Below are 23,682 nucleotides of genomic sequence, written 5' to 3' on the forward strand. Positions count from 1 at the left end.
GGTTTCAGCGGCGGATACGGGCCTGCAGGAAGGACAGCACGTCGGCAACCGGCAGCGCTTGCGCCTGGCCTTCGGTACGGCTCTTGTATTCCAGGTTGCCTTCGGCGAGACCGCGGTCGCTGACCACGATCCGGTGTGGAATGCCGATCAGCTCCATGTCCGCGAACTTGATGCCCGGGCTGGTTTTCTTGTCGCGATCGTCCAGCAGCACTTCGAAGCCGGCAGCGGTCAGTTCCGCGTACAGCTTGTCGGTGGCTTCGCGCACCTGCTCGGTTTCATAGCGCAGCGGTACCAGGGCGATCTGGAATGGCGCCAGAGCGTCGCTCCAGATGATGCCGTTCTCGTCGTTGTTCTGCTCGATGGCCGCCGCCACCACGCGGGACACGCCGATGCCGTAGCAACCCATTTCCAGGGTGACAGGCTTGCCGTTCTCGCCCAGCACTTCGCACTTCATCGCCTTGCTGTACTTGTTGCCCAGCTGGAAGATGTGTCCGACTTCGATGCCGCGCGCGATGTCCAGAGTGCCCTTGCCGTCCGGACTCGGGTCGCCGGCCACGACGTTGCGCAGGTCGGCCACGGTCGGAACCGGCAGGTCACGCTCCCAGTTCACGCCGAAGTAGTGCTTGTCGTCGATGTTGGCACCGATGCCGAAGTCGCTCATCAGCTCGACCGAACGGTCGATGATGATTGGCAGCGGCAGGTTCAGCGGGCCGAGGGAGCCGGCGCCGGCGCCGATGGCGTCACGCAGCTCTGCATCGGACGCCATGACCAGCGGGCTGGCAACGCCAGGTTGCTGGGCAGCCTTGATTTCGTTGAGTTCGTGGTCACCACGGATCACCAGGGCGATCAGCTTGCCTTCTTCTTCGGCGTGCACGATCAGGGTCTTGATGGTCTTTTCAATCGGCAGATTGAATTTCTCCACCAGGGCCGCGATGGTCTTGGTGTCCGGGGTATCGACCAGGCGCAGCTCTTCGGTCGGCGCAGCGCGGGAGGTTTCGCGCGGAACGGCTTCAGCCTTCTCGATGTTCGCGGCGTAGTCGGAACCGTTGCTGAAGACGATATCGTCTTCACCGGAATCGGCCAGTACGTGGAACTCGTGGGAGCCGGCGCCACCGATGGAGCCGTTGTCGGCTTCAACCGGACGGAATTTCAGGCCAAGGCGTGTGAACACGTTGCAGTACGCTTCGTGCATGCGGTCATAGGTTACCTGCAGCGACGCCTGATCGGCGTGGAACGAGTACGCGTCCTTCATGATGAATTCACGGCCACGCATCAAACCGAAGCGTGGGCGGATTTCGTCACGGAACTTGGTCTGGATCTGGTACAGGTTGATTGGCAGCTGCTTGTAGCTGCTCAATTCGTTGCGCATCAGATCAGTGATCACTTCTTCGTGGGTCGGGCCCGCGCAGAAATCGCGACCATGACGGTCTTTGAAGCGCAGCAACTCAGGGCCGTATTCTTCCCAGCGACCCGACTCCTGCCACAGCTCGGCCGGTTGGGTGCTCGGCATCAACACTTCCAGAGAGCCGGCGGCGTTCATCTCTTCGCGAACGATGGCTTCTACCTTGCGCATTACTCGCAAGCCCATCGGCAGCCAGGTGTACAGGCCCGAGGCGAGTTTGCGGATCATGCCGGCGCGCAGCATCAGCTGATGGCTGATCACGACCGCGTCGGAAGGCGTTTCTTTCTGTGTGGCGAGCAAAAATTGACTGGTGCGCATGGTTGGCCGTTGTCGGTTGCTATGACTGGAAATGACGGAGCAGTGTACCGGCGAGAGCTGCCGACGTACAGAAGTGCAGGTCCGGCGGGAACCCTCCCACCGGGTGCGAGATGTCTTACGACTCTTCGGCGACTGACGCTGGCACGGGTTCCGGTGTCGGCGTCGGGCCTTCGCGGCGGCTTTCCTGGAACCAGTGCAAGGCGATCAGCACCAGGGTCGGGACGCCGAGCAGCGCGGTGATCATGAAGAAGTTGTGATAGCCGAACTTCTCCACCATCACCCCGGAGTAGCCGCCGATGAGGCGAGGCAGCAGCAACATGATCGAGCTGAGCAGGGCGTACTGGGTGGCGGAGAATTTCAGGTTGGTCAGGCTGGACAAGTAAGCGACGAACGCCGACGTGGCCATGCCCGAACTGAAGTTGTCGAGGGAGATGGTCACGATCAACATCTTCAGGTTCGGGCCCATGTCGGCCAGCATCACGAATAACAGGTTGGTGCCCGCCGACGCCGCGCCGCCAATGAACAGGATCGGCAGGATGCCAAAGCGCACGATCAACAGGCCGCCCATGCCGGCACCGATCAGCGTCATGATCAGGCCGAAGATCTTGCTGACGCTGGCGATCTGGTCCTTGGTGAAACCCTGATCGATATAGAACACGTTGGCCATGACGCCCATGACCGTATCCGACATCCGATAAGTGGCGATCAAGCCCAGCAACAGCAGGGCCTGCCAGCGGTAGCGCAGGATGAAGTCGTTGACCGGGGTCAGCACCGGCGCCAGGCCACGGCGCCCCATGGTCGAAAGGCACAGGCCGGTCAGCAGGGTATAGAGGATGGCGCGCAGGAAGGCCCGGTCTTCCAGCAGCAGGTCCAGCGGGCTCATGGTGCCGAACAGCACGCTGGCGAAATCGGTGTTGTAGAGCTGGGTGAACATCGCCGGTACGGAGACCAGCAGGACGATCAGCACGAACACCGACATCAGTTGATGCATGAACGTATAGCGCCCGGCCTGCAGTTGGGTGCGCAGCGGTACTGGCGGTTCACGCATCAGAAAGGTTGTGAGCAGGGCAGGGATCATCAATGCACCGAACAGCACGTAGGTGCCGGTCCAGGCGGAATGCTGATAGTTGAACCCGGTGGAGCCGAAACCTTCGGCGAAGAACAAGGCGCCAGCAGTCGCGAGCAGCGCTGCGACCCGATAGCCGGACATATAACTGGCGGCCAGCGCGGCCTGGCGGTTGTCTTCGGCGATTTCCAGGCGATAGGCGTCGACGGCGATGTCCTGGGTGGCGGAGGCGAAGGCGACGATTACGGCAATAGCGATCAGCCAGGACAAGTGTTTCTGCGGGTCGCAGAAGCCCATCCCGATCAGGCCGAGGATCACCAGCGATTGAGAAAGCACGAGCCACGAACGGCGTCGACCCAGCTTGCCCAGCAAAGGCAGGCGCCACTGATCGAGCAGCGGCGACCAGACCCATTTGAAGGCATAGGCCAAGCCGATCAGGCTCGCATAGCCGATCGTCTCCCGGGCTACACCGGCTTCACGCAGCCAGACCGAAAGTGTCGAGAACACCAGCATGTACGGCAGGCCGGCGGCGAAACCCAGCAACAACAGCACGAGCGTCGAAGGACTGGCATAGGCGGCGAGCGCGGCGCGCCAGGTTTTACGGGGCATGGGCTGAAGTCTGCCTCAAGATTGCGAAAACAAAGCGCGCACTCTAACCGCTGTGCTCTACCGGACGCCAGCCATGGCGCCGAATATCCACACGATTGTTCAGGATCGTAACGCCCTCCATACGCAATCGTGCCCGCTGCTCATCACCCGAAGGGCTGCCCACCGGCAGGCTGATCCGACCGCCGGCACCGAGTACCCGGTGCCAGGGCAGCTTTGTGTCGCCGGGTAGTTGGCTCAGGGTACGGCCGACCCAGCGGGCGGCGCGCCCCAACCCGGCCAGTTCGGCCAACTGACCATAGCTGACCACCTTGCCCTCAGGTACCTGGGCAAGGGTCGAGTAGAGTGCCGTGCGTCGGATTTGCGGATCGTTTTCGCAGGCTTGTATCGGGTCTGTCACGTGCGCCGTTCCTGAACAGGGTCGATTCATGGATTAAAGGTTAATCCGTGATCGCGCAATTGAGAAATGAACTCAACAGAAATAGCCGAGTCATTCCTTGTCAGGGGATTATTCCTACGGATAATGCCGACCCTTTTTTTGCAAACTTGAGCTCCCGATTCGCTTATGTTGTCCAGAACCCTGCTTTGCCTTGCTGTCTTCAGTGCGTCCACGCCTTTGCTCGCCGATACCGTCTGGTTGAAGAACGGTGACAGGCTGAGCGGCAAAATCACCCTGTTCGATGGCGGCAAGTTGCTGGTCCAGACCCAGTACGCCGGCGCGGTCACCATTGACTGGAAGCAGGTCAAGACTCTGGAGAGTGATCAGGAACTGCTGGTCAAGCAGGACGCGTACAACGGCGAAAAAGCCAAGTCGCTGACTGCCGCCGAAGACGGCAAGGTCACTCTGGCCAACGGCGAAGCGCCGAAAACCGTCGAGCTGGCGAGTATCCAGCAGATTCTAAAGCCCAAGCCGGTGGTCGAGGATCTGGTCTGGAAGGGCAATGTCGATCTGGCCCTGGATTATCAGCGTGCTGAAAAAGACACCAATGACTACGACATCGGCTTCAAGACCTCTGCGCGTCACGGGCGCTGGCGACACACCGCCGAGGGCGAGTACAACCGCGAAGTCCAGGATGAGGTGGTCACCACCAACAACTGGCGTGCTGAATACGCACTGGACCGCTTCCTCACCGACAAGTGGTTCTGGCAAGGGCGTCTGAACTACAAGCGTGATTACGTCGAAGAGCTGTCGCGCCAGCGGGTGGTTGGTACTGGTCCGGGTTACCAGTTCTGGGATGACGAGCTCGGAGCGTTCTCGCTCGGCTCACTGCTCAACCGCACCGACTACGAGTACAGCGATGGCGGCAAGGACAACTTCTATTCCGTTGCCATGAAGTGGGACTACAACCGCTACCTGATCGGCAAGAAGGTGCAGTTCTTCACCACCGGCGAACTTGGCAAGCCACTGTCGGACGTCGCCAACTATGCCCTGGATTCGGAAGTGGGCCTGCGCTACAAGGTGACGGACTGGGCCTCGCTCAATCTCAAGGCCGAGCGTGACATCATCAGTGGTACCAAGGACGCGGACCTGAACAAGACCCGCTACACCGCAGGTTTCGGCGTAGCCTGGTAACGCCATTTAAAAAAATCGCAACCTTCGACAGGTTGCGATTTTTTTTGTCTCGACAAAACAGACACCCACAAAAAAGCCCCGCTTTAAGGGCGAGGCTTCTTGGCTAAGAAGCTACAAGTTAGATAACTTGTACTTCTTCAGCTTGCATGCCTTTCTGACCGCGGGTAGCGATGAAAGAAACCTGTTGGCCTTCTTTCAGGCTTTTGAAGCCGTCGGACTGGATAGCTTTGAAGTGAACGAACAGGTCGTCACCGGATTGTGGAGTGATGAAGCCGAAGCCTTTTTCATCGTTGAACCACTTAACGGTACCGGTTTGGCGATTAGACATGGTGTAACTCCTTGAACAAAGATAACTGCGACTCAGGAAGAACCCTGGCCGAGACTGAGTGCAAAGAGCAGGAAAAATTCTTGTAGATGGTTGGATCGAAATTCAACATATCGTGTAGAGATTCTCAGTGACACAAGCAGCACAGTGGCGCCACCTTAACCCTTTTTCCGGAACGTGCCAATGCTTCTTGCGAAGGTTTCTCCGTTTTAAGGATCGGCGGTGTGACGGTTCGTCGCCAGACCGCGTAATTCCTGCACGTTCGGCGAGAATTGCAGCCCGGACTTTGAACCCGGCGACGCGCCCGGTAAGATGCCGGACAGATTTTTTCCACCTCGCTATTCAGGACACCCGCCATGAGCATCAAATCGGACAAGTGGATTCGCCGCATGGCGCAGGAACACGGCATGATCGAGCCGTTCGTCGAGCGCCAGGTACGTGGCAGCGACGACAGCCGGGTGATCTCCTACGGTGTTTCGAGCTACGGCTACGATGTGCGTTGCACCAACCATTTCAAGGTGTTCACCAACATCAATTCGGCCATCGTCGATCCGAAGAACTTCGACGCCGGCAGCTTCGTCGATGTCCACAGCGACGTCTGCATCATCCCGCCGAACTCCTTCGCCCTGGCCACGACCGTTGAATACTTCCGTATTCCGCGCAATGTCCTGACCATCTGCCTGGGCAAAAGCACTTACGCCCGTTGCGGCATCATCGTCAACGTCACTCCGCTTGAGCCTGAGTGGGAAGGTCAGGTGACCCTGGAGTTCTCCAACACCACCAACCTGCCGGCGAAGATCTACGCCAATGAAGGTGTGGCGCAGATGCTGTTCCTCGAATCCGACGAGGAATGCGAAGTCTCCTACAAGGACCGTGCCGGCAAGTACCAGGGTCAGCGTGGCGTGACCCTGCCGCGCACCTGAGCCGTCCATCCGGCAGTTACCGGGAATTCTTCGGCGGGTAGACACTCTATGGGGTGTACTGCCCGTTTCGCGAACAGCGCAGCGGGCCTTCGCCGAGGAGTGCTCCATGAAGATCGATCCGCAAATCACTGCCGAACTGGCAAGGCTCGAGCCCAATCAGGTTGGCGTATTGGCCTGGTCCTTGTTGGCACACCCGCCTATCGCCATGGCTGGCGGAATTCCTCACCAGCCCGATCCCGATACCCCCAACGAAGAACCGACCGAGCCCGGCGAACCTACATTGCCGGACAAACCGCCACCTGCGCCTGTCGCTTGATTGAATGTATGGCCCGTCGGCTGAATCCTGAACAGGACTTCAGCCGACGGGCCATATTTCGTTATCACCAATGACAAAGATCCGACAGATGTCTTCCTTCTCCACCGGATAACCGCCAGTGAAGGCACCGAAGGCCGGCAGCAGGCTGACGCGCTCTCCCAACCTGAAACACGCCAGCCGCAGACGCTGACGCCCCTTGCCGTTCAATCGATAAACCGGATGCACGTGCCCGGCTAGGACATGGCGTTCAGGGTGCGGATCGGGTTCATGCTGCAAGGCGAAGGGTCCTAGCAGCAAGGGCTCCGGCACCACCCGAATATTCAGCGCCTGCGGCGGATCGCCGGCACGTTTATCGTGATTGCCGCGAACCAGCGTGATCGGCAGATCGGCATGACGCGCCCGCCACTGCGCCAATGCCTGCAAGGTGCCAGTGGCATGGGAGCCGGGCCCATGCAAAAAATCACCGAGGAAGATCAGTTGCCGACAGGGCAGTTTCGCCAGCAATTGCTCGATCACGGCGATATTGCTCGCCGTGGTGCCCTGCGGCACCGGTTGCCCCAGGCGCCGGTAAGCGGCAGCCTTGCCGAAATGTACGTCAGCAATCAGCAACGCTTGTTGCGCAGGCCAGTACAGCGCCTTTTCCGGCAGCAACCAGAGGTCTTCGCCTGCCAGGCGCACAGGATAGGGCGCGTTCATCAGGATGGGCCCTTGTCGGCGGTTTTTTCCAGATCGCCGACCATTCGGCGGATGCGGTCGGCGAGTTTTTCCGAACTCATGCTTTCGCGCATGCGCTCCACCAGCAATGGAAAACCGAGCGGTGTAGGACGTTTGATCAGGTGCATGTCCAGGTTCATCCGGTTGACTCGCTCCAATGTCTGTTCCAGCCGAAGAATATCCAGTTCTTCGCGCAGGACTTCTTCCCCGGCCTGTGCCAGTAGCAGATTGTCGGCGTCGTATTGTTTGAACACTTCGAAGAACAGACCGCTGGAGGCCTGCACCTGACGAGTGCTTTTCGGCGCACCGGGGTAACCGGCGAACACCAGACCGGCAATCCGGGCGATTTCCCGAAACCTGCGCAGCGCCAGTTCGCCCGCGTTGAGACTGGCGAGCACATCCCTCAACAAATCCTCGGGACTGAGCAGAGCGCCATCCAGTTGCACAGACCAATCAACGGGTGTGGCGCTAAGCAATTCCAGTCCGTAATCATTGACCGCAATCGAGAAGGTCACAGGCAGGCGCTGGCTGACCCGCCACGCCAGCAGGCTGGCCAGCCCCAGATGCACCTGACGTCCGGCAAACGGATAGAGGAAAAGGTGCCAGCCTTCGCGGGATTTCAGCACTTCGGCCAACAGGCTGTCGGCCGTCGGCAGGCCCGACCAGCGCAGCTGCGTTTCCAGCAGCGGGCGCAAGGCCTGCATTTCCGGGCCGGCAAACTCACCGTGTGCCGCCGCGCTGAACCGGGTGACCACCGCTTCAGCCAGTTCGCTGGACAGCGGCATGCGCCCGCCATTCCAGCGCGGCACGGCGGCTTTTTTCGCGGTGCTGCGTTTGACGTAGGCAGTCATGTTTTCCACCCGCACCAGTTCCAGCAAGCGTCCGGCGAACAGGAAACCGTCGCCGGGTTTGAGGCGTGCGATGAAGCCCTCTTCAACGCTGCCCAGTTGCTTGCCGCCTCCGCCCTTGCTCCAGAATTTCAGATGAATGCTGGCGTCGCTGACGATGGTGCCGATACTCATCCGGTGCCGCCGGGCCAGACGCGCGTCTGGCACTCGCCAGACACCCTGTTCGTCCGGCTCGACCCGACGGTAATCCGGGTAAGCCGTCAGTGACATCCCGCCATGGCGTACGAAAGCCAGCGCCCAAGCCCAGTCCGCGAGCGTCAGGTCGCGATAGGCCCAGGCGCTGCGGACTTCTTCGTACAAATCCTCAGGAGTAAAGCCACCCCCCAATGCAATGCTGACCAGATGCTGGACCAGCACATCCAGCGGTTTGTGTGGTGACAGTCGCGGTTCAATCCGTCGCTGCGCCACGGCATCGCGGGCGGCAGCGGCTTCGATCAGTTCCAGACTGTGGGTTGGCACCAGGGTGACCCGCGACGTTCGACCGGGCGCATGGCCTGAACGTCCGGCACGCTGCATCAGACGCGCCACGCCTTTGGCCGAGCCGATTTGCAGCACCCGCTCCACCGGAAGAAAGTCCACTCCAAGATCCAGACTCGAAGTGCAGACCACGGCTTTAAGCTGGCCGTTCTTCAAGGCGTGCTCGACCCAGTCCCGGGTCTCGCGGGACAGCGAGCTGTGGTGCAAGGCAATCAGGCCGGCCCAGTCGGGCCGTGCTTCCAGCAAGGCCTGATACCAGATTTCCGACTGCGCCCGGGTGTTGGTGAACACCAGGCTGCTGGCGCACACGTCCAGTTCGTCAATCACTTGCGGCAGCATCTTCAGACCGATATGCCCGGCCCAGGGAAAACGCTCGATAGCCGGTGGGAGCAGGGTATCGACACGTAGCGCTTTTTCGCTTTGCCCCTGAACACTCACGCCGCCGCCCTGTGGAATCAGTACCTGTTCGGCGTGGGATTGATTGCCAAGCGTCGCGGACACACCCCAGACAATCAGTCCCGGATGCCAGCGCCGCAGGCGGGCGAGGGCCAGTTGCAATTGCACGCCACGCTTGTTGCCGAGCAATTCGTGCCACTCGTCCACCACAACCATGCGTAACGTCGACAGCGCTGTTTTTGCGTCGGCGCGGGCGAGCATCAGGGTCAGGCTCTCCGGGGTGGTGATCAACGTGGTCGGCAGGCGCCGGTTTTGCCGGGCGCGCTCGCTGCTGCCGGTGTCACCGGTGCGCAGGCCGACGCTCCAGGGAATGTGCAGATCGTCCAGCGGAGTTTGCAGGGCACGCGCGGTGTCGGCGGCCAACGCTCGCATCGGCGTGATCCACAGGACAGTCAGCGGTTCGGCAGGCGGCGGGCGTTTGCGGGTGATTTCTCTGGCAGGCCCGGAGTGGGCAAAACGATCGAGCGCGGCAAACCACACCGCGTAGGTTTTACCGGCGCCAGTGCTGGCGTGCAGCAGACCGGATTCGTCGCGTTTGACCGCCGCCCACACCTGCTTCTGAAAGTCGAACGGCTTCCAGTCGCGGGCGCTGAACCAGTGTCTGGCGAAATCGGTGGAAGTGCCCATGCCGGCGACGTGTGCTCTGAATGTGTTCCTTCAGTGACCGCGCCGGCAGGGCAATAGTTTTACTTGAGATTGCCGCTGAGGAATTGCTTCAGGCGTTCACTTTTCGGATTACCCAGCACGTCTTCCGGCGCACCTTCTTCTTCCACCAACCCCTGGTGCAGGAACAGCACCTGGCTCGACACCTTGCGCGCAAAACTCATCTCGTGGGTCACCATGATCATGGTCCGGCCTTCTTCGGCCAGGCCTTGAATCACCTTGAGCACCTCGCCGACCAGTTCCGGGTCGAGTGCCGAGGTCGGTTCGTCGAACAGCATGACTTCCGGCTCCATCGCCAACGCGCGGGCAATGGCCACCCGTTGCTGCTGGCCGCCGGAGAGGAAGGCCGGGTATTGATCGGCGACCCGTGCCGGCAGGCCAACCTTTTCCAAATAACGACGGGCGCGGTCGTCGGCTTCCTGTTTGCTGCAGCCCAGTACCCGGCGCGGGGCCATGGTGATGTTTTCCAGCACGGTCATGTGGCTCCACAGGTTGAAGTGTTGGAACACCATCGCCAGACGCGTGCGCAGGCGTTGCAGTTCCTCGGCGTCGGCGACGTGCATGCCGTGACGGTCGGTGACCATGCGGATCGCCTGGCCGTCGAGGCTCATCGCGCCGTCGTTGGGTTGTTCGAGGAAGTTGATGCAGCGCAAAAAGGTGCTTTTGCCCGAGCCGCTGGCGCCGATCAGACTGATCACGTCACCGGTTTTGGCCTTGAGCGAAACGCCTTTGAGCACCTGATGGTCGCCATAGCTTTTGTGCAGGCCTTCTACGGTCAGTTTGTACATGGGACAGGCATCCTCAAGGCGAAAGTAAGTAGCCGCTGCGATAGGCTTCGGTGCCCGCGACGTGGGCGATCACCATACCGGCCGTGGCCATGCGCCGCAGCGAGCGGGCATAGAGCAGACCGGAAGCGGTGCAATGGACTGGCGTGACCCGATCATTGACCGGGTCGATGATTTCGGCGATTTGCTGCCCGGTTTCCAGATGCTGCCCGGGCGTGGCGGTGTACACCAGCAGGCCGCCGACCGGAGTGGTCACCGGCTCGACACCGGCCAGCGGAGTGGCCGGGAATGGCAACTCTGGCAGCGGTTTCGAAGCCCCGGCGATAGCGCCGAAGTGAGTCAGGTAATCGAGCAGCGCCTGGCAGTCACGACTGGCCACGGGATGGCTGACGTCGCCCTGGCCGCGCAACTCGACCGTCACCGAGAAACTGCCGAGGGGGATCTCGAAGTGCTCGCCGAAGCGTTCCTTCAATTGCCACCACAACAGGGTGAAGCATTCGTCGAACGACTGACCGCCGGAGTCGGTGGCCAGCAGGCTTGCCTGTGATTCGATATAGCGTGCCAGCGGCTCGACCTGCGGCCAGGCCTCGGGCGTGGTGTAGAGGTGAACCACGGATTCGAAATCGCAGTGCAGGTCCAGCACCATGTCTGCATCGCAGGCCAGCCGTTGCAGGGTCAGGCGCTGGGATTGCAGCTGAGTCGTGGCGGTATGGCGGGCGAGGGCGTTGCGCAGGCTGGTGCGGATCAGTTCGAGATTGCGCTGCGGGTCGTCGCACAGTTGCGATTCGATTTCGTTGCCGATCTCTTCGCTGAGGTCGACGAACCAGCGGTTGAAATTCTGCCCGCTTTCCAGCTCGTAGCGGCCCAGCGGCACGTCCATCAGCACCTGTTCAAGGCCGACCGGGTTGGCCACCGGCACCAGCACGATTTCGCTGATCAGCCGCCCGGCGGCTTCCAGCTCCGCCAGACGTTGCTTGAGGTGCCAGGCCACGAGCATGCCGGGCAGTTCGTCGGCGTGCAGCGAGGACTGGATGTAGATTTTGCCTTTGGCCTTTTCCGGGCCGAAGTGAAAGCTGTGGATCTGTCGCGCGGTCCCCGGCAGCGGGGCCAGCAGGTCATGTATCTGGTGGCGCATTGCAGAGAAGTCCTAGTGAGTCGGCCCGAGGAAGGCCAGCCATCGGCGTTCGGCAAGACGGAACAGGCCGACCAGCGCAAAAGTGATGGTCAGGTAGATCAGCGCGGCGATGCCGAAAGACTGGAAGGTCAGGTAGGTCGCCGAGTTGGCGTCCCGTGCGACTTTCAGGATGTCCGGGATCGTTGCGGTGAACGCCACGGTGGTCGAGTGCAGCATCAGGATTACTTCGTTGCTGTAATACGGCAGCGAGCGACGCAGCGCCGACGGCATGATCACGTAGGCATACAGCTTCCAGCCGGTCAGTCCGTAGGCTTTGGCCGCTTCGACTTCGCCGTGGTTCATGCTGCGGATCGCCCCGGCGAAGATTTCCGTGGTGTAGGCGCAGGTGTTGAGGGCGAAGGCGAGGATCGTGCAGTTCATAGCATCGCGAAAGAATGCATCGAGCACCGGTTGGGCGCGTACGGCGGCCAGGCTGTAGATCCCGGTGTAGCAGATCAGCAGCTGGATATAGAGCGGCGTGCCCCGGAACAGGTAGGTGTAGAACTGAACTGGCCAGCGAATGTAGAAGTGCGGGGAAACCCGGGCAATCGACAGCGGGATCGACACGATGAAACCGATGAAGATCGACGCACTGAGCAGCCACAGGGTCATGGCCAGCCCGGTGATGTTGTTGCCGTCGGTATAAAGGAAGGGTTTCCAGTATTCCTGCAGGAGTTCGATCATCGTACGGCCTCCCGGGCACCGGCGGCGTAACGGCGTTCGAGCCAGCGCAGGATGACGTTCGAGGCACTGGTGATCAGCAGATAGATCAAGGCGGCGAGTACCAGGAAGTAGAACAGTTGATAGGAGCTTTTGCCGGCATCCTGGGCGGCCTTGACCAGATCCGCCAGGCCGATGATCGACACCAGCGCGGTGGCCTTGAGCATCACCATCCAGTTGTTGCCGATGCCCGGCAGGGCGAAGCGCATCATTTGCGGGAACACCACGAAGCGAAAGCGCTGGCCGCGTTTGAGGCCGTAGGCCGTGGCGGCTTCAACCTGACCCCGTGGCACGGCGAGGATCGCACCGCGGAAGGTTTCGGTGAAGTACGCGCCATAAATGAAGCCCAGAGTGATCACGCCGGCCGTGAAGGAGTCGATTTCAATGTAATCCCACTCCATGACGTCGGTCAGCGCGGTCAGCCAGGTTTGCAGGCTGTAGAAGATCAGCAGCATCAGCACCAGGTCCGGCACCCCGCGAATCAGCGTGGTGTAGAGCTGGGCGGGCAAGCGCAGCAGTTTTGATTTTGACAGTTTGGCACTGGCGCCCAGCAGGCCGAGCAACACGGCCACCAGCAGCGACAACGCCGACAATTTGATGGTCATCCAGGTGCCTTCCAACAGCAACGGACCGAAGCCCTTGAGGCTGAAGGCGGAGAGCCCCAGATTTTGTAAGAGGTTTTCGAACATAAATCAGCAACCTGAGCGGATGAAAAAGGCACCCATCGAAGGATGGGCGCCGGTGCATTATTTGCCGCTGTACAGATTCAGATCGCCAAAGTGTTTCTTTTGAATCTCGGCGTATTTGCCGTCGTCGTGTAACGCTTTGATACCTTTATCTAAAAGCGCCTTCAGCTCTTTGTTACCTTTCTTAATACCGACAGCGGTTTTGGCCGGCAGCAATTCGCTGTCAACCGGCTTGCTGACTTCGTATGCGGCACCGTCCGGCGACTTCAAAAAGCCCAGTTCGGCTTGCAGCATGTCCTGGATCGAGGCGTCGAGGCGGCCGTTTTTCAGGTCGGCGTAGACCTGATCCTGGTTGGCGTAGGCCTGGATTTTCACCCCGGCCTTCTCCAGCACGGCCTTGGCGTAGGCTTCCTGGATGGTGCCTTGCTCGTAACCGACGGATTTGCCCTTGAGCGAAGCAACGTCATCGGTCAGGCCGGAACCCTTCTTGAACACGTAGGCCGTCGGGCCGGAGAACAGCTCGCTGGAGAAGTCGATGGCCTTTTCACGGGCCGGTGTTACCGTCATCGACGAGATCACACCGTCGAATTTATTGGCGTTGAGGCCCGGAATCATGCCGTCGAAGTCGCTTTCGACCCATTTGCACTTGACCTTCAGCTCGGCGCAGATCGCGTTGCCCAGATCGATGTCAAAGCCCACCAGACTGCCATCGGCCGCTTTCGACTCGAACGGCGCGTAGGACGGGTCAACGCCAAAACGCAGCTCTTTGTATTCCTTGGCCAGTGCGGAACCGGCGGCCATGCACAACGCCAGTGCAGAAAGGGTCAGCAATGCTTTTTTCATTATTCAATCCCTAAGAACCAATATGAGCGCTTGTGGCGCAGAATTATTGTTACTGGAACGCTTACGACTTATAGAAAGTAGCAATTTCCGAACCAGAGTCCCGAACAAGTGTTTTAAAAGGTGTAGGAAGTGAGGGCGCAGCAGGAAAAGTGCCCGAAAACGGGCACAGTAAAAGCGTTGCACCTTTTAAGCGCAGGAAGGGGTTTCAGGGGACAGGAATCAGGCCAGTAGATCCTGCAAGGTCGCCAGACTGTCCGCTTCGTCGACGGTCTTGTCCTGACGCCAGCGCAGCATGCGCGGAAAGCGCACGGCGATGCCGCTCTTGTGCCGGCGCGACAGGGCGATGCCTTCAAAACCCAGTTCGAACACCAGGCTGGGCGTCACGCTGCTGACCGGGCCGAATTTTTCCACGGTGGTCTTGCGCACGATGCTGTCGACTTCGCGCATTTCCGCGTCCGTGAGCCCGGAATAGGCCTTGGCGAAGGGCACCAGTGCGCGCGGGCTGACGCCGGGCGGGCCGTCCCACACCGCAAAGGTGTAATCGCTGTAAAGGCTGGCGCGCCGGCCATGGCCGCGCTGGGCGTAGATCAGCACCGCGTCGACGCTGAACGGGTCGACCTTCCATTTCCACCACACCCCCATGTCCTTGGTGCGACCGACGCCGTACATCGCGTCCCGGGCCTTGAGCATCATGCCCTCGACGCCCAGTCGTCGAGAGGCTTCGCGCTGGCGGGCGAGGTCGAGCCAGTCGCTGCCGGTCAGCACAGGGGAGGGTAGCAGCAACGGGTTATTGCACTGTGCGATGACGCGCTCCAGCTGTTCGCGGCGTCGGGATTGGGGCTGGCTGCGCCAGTCCTCACCTTGCCATTCCAGCAAGTCATAGGCGAGGACGACCACAGGCACATCTTCGAGGATCTTTTTGTCCAGGGTCTTGCGACCGATCCGTTGCTGGAGCAGGGCGAAGGGTTGTACCGCCGGTGGCGCTGTCGAATCTGGATCAAAGGCTTCGGCGTCAGGCCGGGTGTTTTTCCAGACTACGATTTCGCCGTCGATCACCGTGCCGTCAGGCAAACCCTCAACCAGCGAGTCGAGTTCGGGAAAGCGCTCGGTCACCAGTTCTTCGCCACGTGACCAGATCCATAGCTGCCCGTCACGCTTGACCACCTGTGCGCGGATGCCGTCCCACTTCCATTCAACTTGCCAGTTACTGGCCGGGCCGAGCAGGGCTTCGAACTGTTCGACCGGTTGCGACAATCCGTGGGCGAGAAAGAACGGATAAGGCTGGCCGCCGCGCTGAGAGTGCTCATCGCTGGATTCGGGGGCGATCAGTTTCAGGTAGCTGGCGGCGTTCGGCCGGTTGGACAGGTCGGTGTAACCCACCAGCCGTTGCGCCACGCGTTTGCTGTCCAGTCCGGCCATTGAGGCCAGGGCGCGGGTCACCAGCAATTTGGACACGCCGACCCGAAAACTGCCGGTGATCAGTTTGATGCACAGCATCAGGCTCGGCCGGTCGAGTTGCGCCCACAGCGCCGGTAACTGACGAGCAAGGTATTCCGGGGTTTCACCACGCAGCGGCAACAGCTTTTGCTCGATCCATTCGGCGAGGCCGGCTTCGGAGGTGTGCGGGCTTTCCGGCAATACCAGCGAAATGGTTTCCGCCAGATCACCGACCGCTTGATAGCTCTCCTCGAACAGCCATGGCGTGAGCCCGGACACTTCGACGGCGAGTTCGCGCAGAATCCGTACGGGCACCAGTTGCCGTGGTCGCCCGCCGGACAAAAAGTACACCGCCCACGCGGCATCTTGTGGTTCCGCCTGGGCGAAGTAGGCCTGCATGGCTGCCAGTTTCGCATTACTGGAAGTGGTGGCGTCGAGTTCGGCGTACAACCCGGCGAAGTCCTTCATGGTTGCACCTCGGCAACGGTAGGTTCGACGGCGAGGTTGTCCTGTTCATCATCGCCGTATTCGGTGTTGAAGCCTTGAGCGTCCAGGCCTTTTTCGCGCAGGTGCCGGACCAGCACGCTGATCGAGCCGTGCGTGACCATCACCCGTTCGGCACCGGTCTGTTCGATGGCCCACAACAGGCCGGGCCAGTCGGCGTGATCCGAGAGCACGAAACCGCGATCCACGCCGCGCCGCCGGCGGGTGCCGCGCAGACGCATCCAGCCGCTGGCGAAGCTGTCGCTGTAATCGCCGAAACGCCGCATCCAGCTGCTGCCACCGGCCGAAGGCGGGGCGATGACCAGCGCCTGACGCATCAGCGGATCGTTTTTCTTAACGTCGCCGGCGTAGATCGTCGACGGCAGATACACGCCGGCTTCGCGATAGACCCGGTTCAGTGGTTCCACCGCGCCATGGCTGAGGATCGGGCCCAGGGTTTCGTCGATACCGTGGAGGATGCGCTGGGCCTTGCCGAAGGAATAGCAGAACAGCACGCTGGTTTTGCCGGCCTCGATATTCCCTTGCCACCACTGGTTTATCTCGCTGAATACTTGCGCTTGCGGCTGCCAGCGGTAGATCGGCAGGCCGAAGGTCGATTCGGTGATGAAGGTGTGGCAGCGCACTGGTTCGAACGGCGCGCAGGTGCCGTCGGGTTCGATCTTGTAGTCACCGGACGCAACCCAGACTTCTCCCCCGTATTCGAGCCGCACCTGAGCCGAGCCCAGCACATGTCCGGCGGGGTGAAAGCTCAAGGTGACGCCGTGGTGATTCAGGCGTTGACCGTACTCAAGTGTTTGCAGGTTGATGTCCTGACCCAGGCGTGCACGCAGAATGCCTTCGCCGGCGCTGGCGGCCAGATAGTGTGCGTTGCCGGTGCGGGCGTGATCGCCGTGGGCATGAGTGATCACCGCACGTTCGACCGGGCGCCACGGATCAATGTAGAAATCCCCGGCGGGGCAGTACAGGCCTTCGGGGCGGGCGATAACAAGGTCCATGGCGTTACCGGAATGGAGGGACTTGTTAGCTATGAGGTTGGCGTGAAGTCAGAAGTTCGATTGTTTTATCGGGTCATCACAAAACCCTTGTGGGAGCCAGAAGACTGGTTCCCACAAGGGGGATCGCGCTTACTTGCCGGGAGTGAGGGTCAACCGCGTCTTGCCATACACCCGCTCAAAGTTCTGCGGCTGCATCGGCAAGCCGATGTACTGGCCCTTCAGCCATGGATCGATCCCGTTGAGGTAGTTCGGACTGGCCGGGTTACCCGATTGCCCCGTGCCGTTCTGGCCCATCAGCGGTTCGCTCTGGCTGAAGTCGACGATGAAACGCATCGACGGCGCCCGGGTGGTGTTGAAGTCCTGACCCCAGGCAAACGCCGCCGTGTTCAGAGTGGTGTGGTCACCGCCCGCTGCGATCGGACCGCGAATGGTCTGGCCGTTGGCATTCTTCCACTCGTAGCGGTGCAGTTTGCCCCACTGCCAGGCTTTGCGGTCGCCACCCAGTTGGCTGTCGCCGGCGCTGATCGCTGCCGCGAGGCTGCGGGCGAGGATGGCCGGTTTGTCTTCTTTCTGCGGGGTGCGGGCGTCGTCCCAGAACGGACTGTCCTCACGGCCCAGCAGGTGGTCGGCTTGTGCCGAGTAGGACAGATCGCCATTGGCGATAAACGCTTTCCACGCGGGGCTGCTTTGCGGGCCGAGTTCGTCGAGGAAGATCTGCTTCATGCTTTCCTGCAGGAACAACTCGTAGATCGCCGCATCGGCGGAGGTCGGGCTGAGCTTGCCGTCGAACGCCATCAAGCGGGTGTAGGCCTCGCGGGCCTTGCTGCGGTCGGCTTCCGGCAGGGCGTCGATCGCCTGTTTCAGCGGCTGCGCCATGCCCGGGGCTTCGAACATTTTCTTCAGCTTGGCGGCGAAGGTGGTGGTCTGGTCGTACTGCATGGCGATCATGCTGCGACCGTCCTGTTTGCCACTGCCGGCCAGTTCCGCGAGGCGCTCGCCACGCTCCGGCGCGGCCCAGGAATTGGACAACTGCATACCGTAGCCGTGAGGGATGACGCGCTGGTTGGCGGTGCCGAGCCAGCCCTGCGCCGGGTCCTGATCGTAGGGGTGCAGCATCGGGTCGGCGTAACCGTCCCAGTCGTAGCGACCTTCCCAGCCCGGCGACGGCAGCAGGCCTTCGCCTTCGCGGCGATTCGGGAAGCGCCCGGTGACCTGCCAGCCGATATTGCTGGCGTCGGCAAACACCAGGTTCAGCGCGATGGCGCGAATTTCCCGGCTGGCGTCCGAGGCGCGTTCAGCGGTTTGCGCGCGGCTCAGATCGAAAAACGCATCGAGGGATTTGTCATCGGTGAAGCTTGGCGTCTGCAAGGCCAGGCCGAAACCTGCGCCTTGAGCAGCGGCTTGGGCACTGTTGAGCAGCGCACCGTGGCGGGTTTCGTACACCGCTTCACGAATCGGCCGCTGGCCTTTGACGAAGTAGGTTTCGTTGCGCACGCCCAGCGGTTGCCATTTGCCGTTGACCTCGTAGCTCAGGCTGCTGCCTTGGCGTCGGATTTTTTCCAGGAACAGGTCCTGGTTGTCACCGAAGACGCTGGTCGCGCTCCACGCCACTTTGCCGTTGAAGCCACCGAGCACCATCGGCAGACCGGCCACGGTCACGCCGGCGGCCTGATATTTCGGTGCGTGAATCTGCACGAAACTCCACAGCGACGGTGCGGCCAGCGGGCCGTGGCTGTCGCTGGCCAGCAGGCTTTTGCCGCTGCGGCTGCGTTGCGGGGCAATCGCCCAGTTGTTCGAAGTGTTGGCGCCGAGCAGGTTCATCGCCGCCAGTTGTTCGCTGGCGTTGCTTAGCTCGCTCAGGCCCGGAATCTGCCCGTTGAGCTTGATGCCTTGCAGTTTGTCGGCTTCGGCCAGCGGCAGGTTTTCGTCGGGGGCGGACGGGGTCAGCCAGGCGAGCTTGTCGGTGGTGACGGTCTGCGCCAGCACCAGCGAAGCGATTTCTTCCGGCAGGTTGGCCGACTGGCTGAAGTTCAGCAGGCAGAAAATCAGCGCCGAATCTTCCGGTTTCCAGTATTCAGGCTTGTAGCCGCTGGAGGCCAGATCCCCCGGCAACTTGTCGGCGTAGCGGAACAGGTAGGCGTTGACGCCCCGCGCATAGACTTCGAAGAAGCGCTTGAGCCGTGGCGACGACGCCTTGTACAGCTCGCCAGCGCTTTTCTTCAGGTTGACGGCGCGCATGTAGCGGTCGGCGTCGAGCATCGACGCGCCGGACATTTCCGCCAGACGCCCCTGGGCCAGCAGGCGCAGGGTGACCATCTGATTGATGCGGTCGCTGGCGTGCACATAACCGAGGGCGAACAAGGCGTCGTGGAAACTGTTGCTTTCGATCAGCGGCATGCCCATGGCATTGCGGCGTACCGAAACGTTTTGCGCCAGGCCCTTGAGCGGCTGCACGCCGGAGGTTGGCGGGAGGGTGTCCTGTGCGTTCCAGGTCTGGCAACCGGAGAGGCTCAAGACACCGGTCACTGCTGCGGCAACGCCGAACCGGGGAAGAAAATGTGAAAGGGCTGGCGAGGCCATGGCAAAGCTCCTGCGGGGGTGTAGAGGCTGGGGGCGCAATAAAGCCGCTACGTTAGTGAGCAGGAGGGGGCCGCGCAAGCGGGGCAAGCGGTTATTTCTTCCCGTTGATCGTTCCCGCGCACGGGAACGATCAGGCCGGGTGACTCAAGCCTTCGGCGGATTGATCTTCTGTACCAGCGCGTAGGCCTTCACGGTCGCCGGGCGATCCTTGATGTGGTTGAACCAGCGCTGCACGTTCGGGAAGTCTTCCAGGTTCTGGCTCTGCCATTTGTGGGAGACGATCCACGGGTAGATCGCCATGTCAGCGATGCTGTATTCGCTGCCGGCGACGAACTCATTGTTGGCCAGTTGCTTGTCCAAAACCCCGTACAAGCGTGCAGTTTCATCGATGTAGCGCTTGATCGCGTAGGGGATTTTTTCCGGGGCGAACTGGCTGAAATGATGGTTCTGCCCGGCCATCGGCCCCAGCCCGCCCATTTGCCAGAACAGCCATTGCAGCGCCACCTGACGGCCACGCAGATCCTTGGGCAGGAACTTCCCGGTCTTCTCGGCGAGGTACAACAGAATCGCCCCGGACTCGAACAGCGACAATGGCTCGCCGCCATCAGCCGGCTCATGATCGACGATCGCCGGGATGCGATTGTTCGGCGCGATTTTCAGGAAGTGTGGCTGGAACTGCTCGCCCTGGCTGATGTTGATCGGGTGCACGTTGTAGTGCAGGCCGGCCTCTTCGAGGAACAGGGAAATCTTGTGGCCGTTGGGCGTGGTCCAGTAATACAGGTCGATCATGGAAAGCTCCAAATCAGGAAGGGTACGGACAGCAAACGCCGGCTTCAGGTTGTCCTGTGTGCGTTCGATAGCTTGCTTGGTTACAGGAGGTGATGCTCAAGTACGGGAAATTCAATGACCCCGCGTGAGAAAAATCGCCATGGAGCTTCAGGCCAACGCTGCACTGATCATCATCGACCAGCAAAAAGGCATTCTGGAGCCGCGTCTGGGGCGGCGGAATAATCCGTCGGCCGAAGAGCGGATCCTCGATTTGCTGGGTTTCTGGCGGCGCAGCGGGCGGCCGGTGATTCATGTGCAACATCTGTCGCGCTCGCCGGAATCAGTGTTCTGGCCAGAGCAGTCAGGGGTGGAATTTCAGGACAGGTTTTTGCCGCATGACGGCGAATGGCTGATCCAGAAACAGGTGCCGGATGCGTTTTGTGCAACAAAGCTTGAAGTGAAGTTGCGTGAAGCCGGGATCGGACAACTGGTCATTGTCGGCGTGGCGACCAACAACTCGGTGGAGTCCACGGCGCGCACGGCGGGCAACCTGGGGTTAGACGCGTGGGTGGCGGAGGATGCGTGCTTTACCTTCGACAAGGCTGATTACTTCGGTACGTTGCGTACGGCTGAAGAGGTGCATGCCATGTCGCTGGGGAATCTGCATGGGGAGTATGCGACGGTGGTCGATACCGAACAGGTTCTGGCAGCAGGCTGAAAGCTGCGGAGGAGGGTGCTATCGCGAGCTGGCCCGCGATAGCGATCTATCGGGCGAAACTAACGTCCGCCCGAAACATCAAGCGCCGTGGCACTTCTTGAATTTTTTGCCGTTGCCGCACGGGCAAGGGTCGTTGCGGCCGACGTCTTTAAGGGCGTTGCGCACCGGCTCCTGGTGGGCGTGGCCGCAGTTCGGGCCGTGGACATGGCCATGGTCGTGATCATGGTGGTGATGGTCATGATCGTGGTTGCAGTCAGGGCCATGGACATGAGGTTGCTGGGTCATCGGGGTCACTCCGTAATCAAATCGGCGGGGATTATCACGCCATTGCGTTCCAGGTGCACGTAGTGAGCGATGAATAAACCGGTTTCCATCTCGCCCTGCAGTCGGTAGGGAACCTGCTGGTGCGGATTCTTCAGCATTTTCACCACGTCCTTGACCTTCGGCCACAGGTTGGTGCGGATCGGCACCTTATAGAAAGCACTGCTTTTGGCCCCGACGGTGATCCAGTGCTCATGCTCGCCTTCGGCCAGCAGCATGTCCGCCAGGTGTACGCGGTATTCCAGGCCGCGCACGGTCAGCTCGCTGTCATTGGGATTGTCGATGCGAAAGTGCAGGATGAATTTCTGTTCCAGCAGCCTGGCGCGCACCACTTCGACTTTCACCAGGTGCACGGCGGGGTCGAGGGAGTCGTCGCTGAACCAGGACGCGCAGCCAGCGAGCCCCAGAAACACGAGCAGTGAGAGGACCTGAAATGTGCGCCAATGACCGAGCATGGTTTAACTCCCTTTGCTGCCCAGTCTAGCCTTAGCTGCCGAAATACCCCGCACAGCATTTCTTGAACTTCTGGCCGCTGGCGCACGGGCAGGCGTCGTTGCGCCCCAGTTTGAGTTGCACGCTCGGGTCGATGAAGTACCAGCGCCCGCCGTTCTGTACGAACGAAGAGCGCTCGCGGTGGCTGTGCTCACCCTGACTGTCATGCCAGCGCGCGGTGAAGGTGACGAAGGCGTGTTCCGGCTGGCCGCCGAAGACTTCCGAACTTTCGACATCGAGCCCGAGCCAGGTGCTCGAAGCGCTCCAGGCGCTGATCGACTGGCGATCGAGCCCTGTCTGCTGGGCGGGCAGAGTGGTCGCCACCAGATAATCGATCAGGCCCAGCACGTAGGCGCTGTAGCGCGAACGCATCAGGGCTTCGGCGCACGGTGCCGGGTGGCCGGCGTGATAATGGCCGCAGCAGGCATCCAGCAGGTTGCCGCTGCCGCAAGGGCAAATGGCTGTACTCATTGCATTACCACCAGTATTTCCCGAAGTTTTCCGGATTGGCCCAGAACCGTGAGTTGAGCCAGTCGGGGACTTGTTTGTAGTCAAGCAGATCATAGGTGAACAGGGTCAGCACCTGCTCATCCCGGGCGAAGCGTTCGCTGGCCTGCAGAGCCAGAGAATAGAAATCGGTTTCCTGCCAGCCGCTGGCCGGCAGGTCGGCCAGCACGGCGATGCGGCTGGCGTTGAGGTTACGGATCCCGCCGAGCAGATTCAGGCCATCACGTTTGGGCAAATGCTCCAGGCAATCGACCACCAGCGCCAGATCGAAGCGCTGTGCGGCCAGGTCCGCCGGCAAGGCGCCGGGCGCGGCGTGGGCGACGCAAGTGTCCGGATGTGCATCCTTGAAAGCGGCCAGAGCCGGAAATTCGCTGGCGCCGATCAGCAGCAGACGTGCCGGGGCGTAGCGGTCGAGCAGAGCGGCCAGCGCCTGCTGTGGCGTGCGGGAAGAAATCGCGACGTTCATCGAAGCTCCTCAATCAGATCGCCAAGACTAGCCTGCCCGAGCGTCGAGGCCTAGATCTCTGTTCTGCGGGTTTGCGGCAAATGCCTCGAAGTCCTGTGAACACGCTCGCAAACAGCGGTGGCCTATTGCTGGCGGAGATTAAAACTCCGGTCTTTACTCCCTGAATCGGTTCTAAGCCGATCCCTCAGGAGAAAACTAGATGAGCATAGTTCGGACAGCATTACCCTTGGTTCTGCTAACCAGTGTGTTGACTGGTTGCGCAGGTTTGCAGAAAACCGACTGGCCGACCTGTGCGGCAGTCGGCGGTGTCGTCGGTGCGGGTCTTGGCGCGACGGAAAGCTCTGCATGGGCAGGCTATGGCGCATTACTCGTTGGCGGTACGGCGGCAGCCTATTGCTGGGTGCATGGCGATGGCGATGAAGACGGCGACGGTGTGCCGGACAGTCGCGACAAGTGCCCGCACACGCCTCGCGGCACCAAGGTCGACGCAGACGGCTGCCCATTCCCGGCCCCTGCACCCGTGGTTGAAGAAGCTGTAGTGGTCAAGGAAGAAACCATCGTCATCCGCGATGTGCACTTCCAGTTCGACAAGGCCACCCTGACGCCTTCCGACAAGCTGGTACTCGATAAGGTCGCCACGCGCCTGAAACAGGAATCGAGCACAGCGCGGCTGACCGTGACCGGTCATACCGACAGCGTGGGCAGTGATGCCTACAACAAAAAACTGTCGGATCGTCGGGCGCATTCGGTGGTGGAATACCTGATCCATGACGGTGTGCCACGTTCCAGCTTCGTTTCGGTGACCGGTGCCGGTGAAAGCCAGCCAGTGGCGGACAACAAAACCGCCGATGGCCGTGCGCTGAACCGTCGCACGGAAATCAAAATCGAACGCTAGCCCCCCCCCTCGCATCCGCGGCTTGTGCAGTCGCGGATGCGGGT

24 protein-coding genes are annotated in these 23,682 nt (G+C 61.0%); 5 read left to right on the plus strand and 19 right to left on the minus strand.

The annotated features are described in order from the left end of the window. Positions 1 to 4: 4 nt before the first annotated feature. The 3 genes from NH234_RS07055 to NH234_RS07065 all read right to left on the minus strand — a co-directional run bounded on the left by NH234_RS07055 (position 5) and on the right by NH234_RS07065 (position 3,822). Positions 5 to 1,720 (minus strand): proline--tRNA ligase, encoded by a 1,716-nt coding sequence (locus NH234_RS07055; RefSeq protein WP_085729880.1) that lies wholly within the window; start codon positions 1,718 to 1,720, stop codon positions 5 to 7. Positions 1,721 to 1,835: 115 nt separating this feature from the next. Then, on the minus strand, positions 1,836 to 3,395 hold the full coding sequence (locus tag NH234_RS07060; protein ID WP_085729881.1) for an AmpG family muropeptide MFS transporter: 1,560 nt from the start codon (positions 3,393 to 3,395) through the stop codon (positions 1,836 to 1,838). Positions 3,396 to 3,438: 43 nt separating this feature from the next. Further along, positions 3,439 to 3,822, minus strand: coding sequence for an MGMT family protein (locus NH234_RS07065; protein WP_170929612.1), 384 nt, complete (start codon positions 3,820 to 3,822; stop codon positions 3,439 to 3,441). 135 nt (positions 3,823 to 3,957) lie between these two features. Here NH234_RS07065 and NH234_RS07070 point away from each other — a divergent pair, with 135 nt between their 5' ends. Continuing rightward, the gene (locus NH234_RS07070; protein WP_085729883.1) at positions 3,958 to 4,965 is read left to right on the plus strand and encodes a DUF481 domain-containing protein; all 1,008 of its coding nucleotides are present in this window, start codon (positions 3,958 to 3,960) and stop codon (positions 4,963 to 4,965) included. Between the two features lie 118 nt (positions 4,966 to 5,083). Here the strand turns inward: NH234_RS07070 and NH234_RS07075 are convergent, their stop codons facing one another. After that, positions 5,084 to 5,293 (minus strand): cold-shock protein, encoded by a 210-nt coding sequence (locus tag NH234_RS07075; RefSeq protein ID WP_002554837.1) that lies wholly within the window; start codon positions 5,291 to 5,293, stop codon positions 5,084 to 5,086. Between the two features lie 353 nt (positions 5,294 to 5,646). On the opposite strand from NH234_RS07075, the gene dcd reads away from it, so the two are divergent. Together dcd and NH234_RS07085 are read left to right on the plus strand one after the other, a co-directional pair. After that, positions 5,647 to 6,213, plus strand: coding sequence for a dCTP deaminase (gene dcd, locus NH234_RS07080; RefSeq protein ID WP_007954988.1), 567 nt, complete (start codon positions 5,647 to 5,649; stop codon positions 6,211 to 6,213). A 106-nt stretch (positions 6,214 to 6,319) separates the two neighbouring features. After that, the gene (locus tag NH234_RS07085; RefSeq protein ID WP_085697404.1) at positions 6,320 to 6,529 is read left to right on the plus strand and encodes a hypothetical protein; all 210 of its coding nucleotides are present in this window, start codon (positions 6,320 to 6,322) and stop codon (positions 6,527 to 6,529) included. Between the two features lie 39 nt (positions 6,530 to 6,568). On the opposite strand, the gene pdeM is transcribed toward NH234_RS07085, so the two are convergent. From pdeM to NH234_RS07140, 11 genes are all read right to left on the minus strand, one after another. Next, complete coding sequence (pdeM, locus tag NH234_RS07090; RefSeq protein ID WP_367256104.1) at positions 6,569 to 7,225, minus strand: ligase-associated DNA damage response endonuclease PdeM; 657 nt, start codon at positions 7,223 to 7,225, stop codon at positions 6,569 to 6,571. Further along, on the minus strand, positions 7,225 to 9,711 hold the full coding sequence (locus NH234_RS07095; RefSeq protein WP_367256106.1) for a ligase-associated DNA damage response DEXH box helicase: 2,487 nt from the start codon (positions 9,709 to 9,711) through the stop codon (positions 7,225 to 7,227). The genes pdeM and NH234_RS07095 overlap by 1 nt, the downstream gene beginning before the upstream one ends. Before the next feature lie 59 nt (positions 9,712 to 9,770). Further along, positions 9,771 to 10,535: an ABC transporter ATP-binding protein gene (locus tag NH234_RS07100; protein ID WP_085729886.1), complete on the minus strand. Its 765-nt coding sequence runs from the start codon at positions 10,533 to 10,535 to the stop codon at positions 9,771 to 9,773. 13 nt (positions 10,536 to 10,548) lie between these two features. Next, positions 10,549 to 11,667: a succinylglutamate desuccinylase/aspartoacylase family protein gene (locus tag NH234_RS07105; protein ID WP_367256108.1), complete on the minus strand. Its 1,119-nt coding sequence runs from the start codon at positions 11,665 to 11,667 to the stop codon at positions 10,549 to 10,551. 12 nt (positions 11,668 to 11,679) lie between these two features. Next, positions 11,680 to 12,390, minus strand: a complete 711-nt coding sequence (locus tag NH234_RS07110) for an ABC transporter permease (RefSeq protein WP_085729888.1) — start codon at positions 12,388 to 12,390, stop codon at positions 11,680 to 11,682. Continuing rightward, a complete protein-coding gene (locus NH234_RS07115) occupies positions 12,387 to 13,115 on the minus strand; it encodes an ABC transporter permease (RefSeq protein WP_065259276.1) in 729 nt (242 codons plus the stop codon). The genes NH234_RS07110 and NH234_RS07115 overlap by 4 nt, the downstream gene beginning before the upstream one ends. 57 nt (positions 13,116 to 13,172) lie before the next feature. Next, a complete protein-coding gene (locus NH234_RS07120) occupies positions 13,173 to 13,955 on the minus strand; it encodes a transporter substrate-binding domain-containing protein (protein WP_065259277.1) in 783 nt (260 codons plus the stop codon). Positions 13,956 to 14,174: 219 nt separating this feature from the next. Then, entirely contained in the window at positions 14,175 to 15,860 is a 1,686-nt protein-coding gene (locus NH234_RS07125; protein WP_367256110.1) for an ATP-dependent DNA ligase, read from the minus strand. After that, positions 15,857 to 16,891 (minus strand): ligase-associated DNA damage response exonuclease, encoded by a 1,035-nt coding sequence (locus tag NH234_RS07130; protein ID WP_367256112.1) that lies wholly within the window; start codon positions 16,889 to 16,891, stop codon positions 15,857 to 15,859. Before NH234_RS07130 ends, NH234_RS07125 begins: the two co-directional genes overlap by 4 nt. A gap of 129 nt (positions 16,892 to 17,020) precedes the next feature. Then, positions 17,021 to 19,471 carry a penicillin acylase family protein gene (locus tag NH234_RS07135; RefSeq protein ID WP_367256113.1) on the minus strand — a complete coding sequence of 817 codons (2,451 nt, stop codon included), beginning with the start codon at positions 19,469 to 19,471 and terminating at the stop codon, positions 17,021 to 17,023. 144 nt (positions 19,472 to 19,615) lie between these two features. Beyond that, positions 19,616 to 20,260 carry a glutathione binding-like protein gene (locus NH234_RS07140; protein ID WP_367256115.1) on the minus strand — a complete coding sequence of 215 codons (645 nt, stop codon included), beginning with the start codon at positions 20,258 to 20,260 and terminating at the stop codon, positions 19,616 to 19,618. Between the two features lie 139 nt (positions 20,261 to 20,399). Here NH234_RS07140 and NH234_RS07145 point away from each other — a divergent pair, with 139 nt between their 5' ends. Continuing rightward, positions 20,400 to 20,957, plus strand: a complete 558-nt coding sequence (locus NH234_RS07145; protein ID WP_367257134.1) for a cysteine hydrolase family protein — start codon at positions 20,400 to 20,402, stop codon at positions 20,955 to 20,957. A gap of 78 nt (positions 20,958 to 21,035) precedes the next feature. On the opposite strand, the gene NH234_RS07150 is transcribed toward NH234_RS07145, so the two are convergent. From NH234_RS07150 to NH234_RS07165, 4 genes are read right to left on the minus strand one after another with little or no spacing between them, the layout of a single operon-like run. Beyond that, positions 21,036 to 21,242 carry an SEC-C metal-binding domain-containing protein gene (locus tag NH234_RS07150; protein WP_007955014.1) on the minus strand — a complete coding sequence of 69 codons (207 nt, stop codon included), beginning with the start codon at positions 21,240 to 21,242 and terminating at the stop codon, positions 21,036 to 21,038. A 5-nt stretch (positions 21,243 to 21,247) separates the two neighbouring features. Further along, positions 21,248 to 21,733: an LEA type 2 family protein gene (locus NH234_RS07155; RefSeq protein WP_085729894.1), complete on the minus strand. Its 486-nt coding sequence runs from the start codon at positions 21,731 to 21,733 to the stop codon at positions 21,248 to 21,250. 31 nt (positions 21,734 to 21,764) lie between these two features. Next, positions 21,765 to 22,241 (minus strand): YchJ family protein, encoded by a 477-nt coding sequence (locus NH234_RS07160; RefSeq protein ID WP_085729895.1) that lies wholly within the window; start codon positions 22,239 to 22,241, stop codon positions 21,765 to 21,767. Between the two features lie 4 nt (positions 22,242 to 22,245). Beyond that, positions 22,246 to 22,743, minus strand: coding sequence for a DUF6231 family protein (locus NH234_RS07165; protein WP_065261926.1), 498 nt, complete (start codon positions 22,741 to 22,743; stop codon positions 22,246 to 22,248). Positions 22,744 to 22,942: 199 nt separating this feature from the next. Between NH234_RS07165 and NH234_RS07170 the strand changes: the two genes are divergently transcribed. Continuing rightward, positions 22,943 to 23,638, plus strand: a complete 696-nt coding sequence (locus tag NH234_RS07170) for an OmpA family protein (RefSeq protein ID WP_085712933.1) — start codon at positions 22,943 to 22,945, stop codon at positions 23,636 to 23,638. Positions 23,639 to 23,682 lie beyond the last annotated feature (44 nt).

The organism is Pseudomonas sp. stari2 (assembly GCF_040760005.1).
GTDB lineage: Bacteria > Pseudomonadota > Gammaproteobacteria > Pseudomonadales > Pseudomonadaceae > Aquipseudomonas.

Coding starts and splice junctions, on each gene's coding strand:
- NH234_RS07055 (WP_085729880.1), bottom strand. CDS start 1,720: ATGCGCACCAGTCAATTTTTGCTCGCCACACAGAAAGAAACGCCTTCC.
- NH234_RS07060 (WP_085729881.1), bottom strand. CDS start 3,395: ATGCCCCGTAAAACCTGGCGCGCCGCGCTCGCCGCCTATGCCAGTCCT.
- NH234_RS07065 (WP_170929612.1), bottom strand. CDS start 3,822: ATGAATCGACCCTGTTCAGGAACGGCGCACGTGACAGACCCGATACAA.
- NH234_RS07070 (WP_085729883.1), top strand. CDS start 3,958: ATGTTGTCCAGAACCCTGCTTTGCCTTGCTGTCTTCAGTGCGTCCACG.
- NH234_RS07075 (WP_002554837.1), bottom strand. CDS start 5,293: ATGTCTAATCGCCAAACCGGTACCGTTAAGTGGTTCAACGATGAAAAA.
- dcd (WP_007954988.1), top strand. CDS start 5,647: ATGAGCATCAAATCGGACAAGTGGATTCGCCGCATGGCGCAGGAACAC.
- NH234_RS07085 (WP_085697404.1), top strand. CDS start 6,320: ATGAAGATCGATCCGCAAATCACTGCCGAACTGGCAAGGCTCGAGCCC.
- pdeM (WP_367256104.1), bottom strand. CDS start 7,225: ATGAACGCGCCCTATCCTGTGCGCCTGGCAGGCGAAGACCTCTGGTTG.
- NH234_RS07095 (WP_367256106.1), bottom strand. CDS start 9,711: ATGGGCACTTCCACCGATTTCGCCAGACACTGGTTCAGCGCCCGCGAC.
- NH234_RS07100 (WP_085729886.1), bottom strand. CDS start 10,535: ATGTACAAACTGACCGTAGAAGGCCTGCACAAAAGCTATGGCGACCAT.
- NH234_RS07105 (WP_367256108.1), bottom strand. CDS start 11,667: ATGCGCCACCAGATACATGACCTGCTGGCCCCGCTGCCGGGGACCGCG.
- NH234_RS07110 (WP_085729888.1), bottom strand. CDS start 12,390: ATGATCGAACTCCTGCAGGAATACTGGAAACCCTTCCTTTATACCGAC.
- NH234_RS07115 (WP_065259276.1), bottom strand. CDS start 13,115: ATGTTCGAAAACCTCTTACAAAATCTGGGGCTCTCCGCCTTCAGCCTC.
- NH234_RS07120 (WP_065259277.1), bottom strand. CDS start 13,955: ATGAAAAAAGCATTGCTGACCCTTTCTGCACTGGCGTTGTGCATGGCC.
- NH234_RS07125 (WP_367256110.1), bottom strand. CDS start 15,860: ATGAAGGACTTCGCCGGGTTGTACGCCGAACTCGACGCCACCACTTCC.
- NH234_RS07130 (WP_367256112.1), bottom strand. CDS start 16,891: ATGGACCTTGTTATCGCCCGCCCCGAAGGCCTGTACTGCCCCGCCGGG.
- NH234_RS07135 (WP_367256113.1), bottom strand. CDS start 19,471: ATGGCCTCGCCAGCCCTTTCACATTTTCTTCCCCGGTTCGGCGTTGCC.
- NH234_RS07140 (WP_367256115.1), bottom strand. CDS start 20,260: ATGATCGACCTGTATTACTGGACCACGCCCAACGGCCACAAGATTTCC.
- NH234_RS07145 (WP_367257134.1), top strand. CDS start 20,400: ATGGAGCTTCAGGCCAACGCTGCACTGATCATCATCGACCAGCAAAAA.
- NH234_RS07150 (WP_007955014.1), bottom strand. CDS start 21,242: ATGACCCAGCAACCTCATGTCCATGGCCCTGACTGCAACCACGATCAT.
- NH234_RS07155 (WP_085729894.1), bottom strand. CDS start 21,733: ATGCTCGGTCATTGGCGCACATTTCAGGTCCTCTCACTGCTCGTGTTT.
- NH234_RS07160 (WP_085729895.1), bottom strand. CDS start 22,241: ATGAGTACAGCCATTTGCCCTTGCGGCAGCGGCAACCTGCTGGATGCC.
- NH234_RS07165 (WP_065261926.1), bottom strand. CDS start 22,743: ATGAACGTCGCGATTTCTTCCCGCACGCCACAGCAGGCGCTGGCCGCT.
- NH234_RS07170 (WP_085712933.1), top strand. CDS start 22,943: ATGAGCATAGTTCGGACAGCATTACCCTTGGTTCTGCTAACCAGTGTG.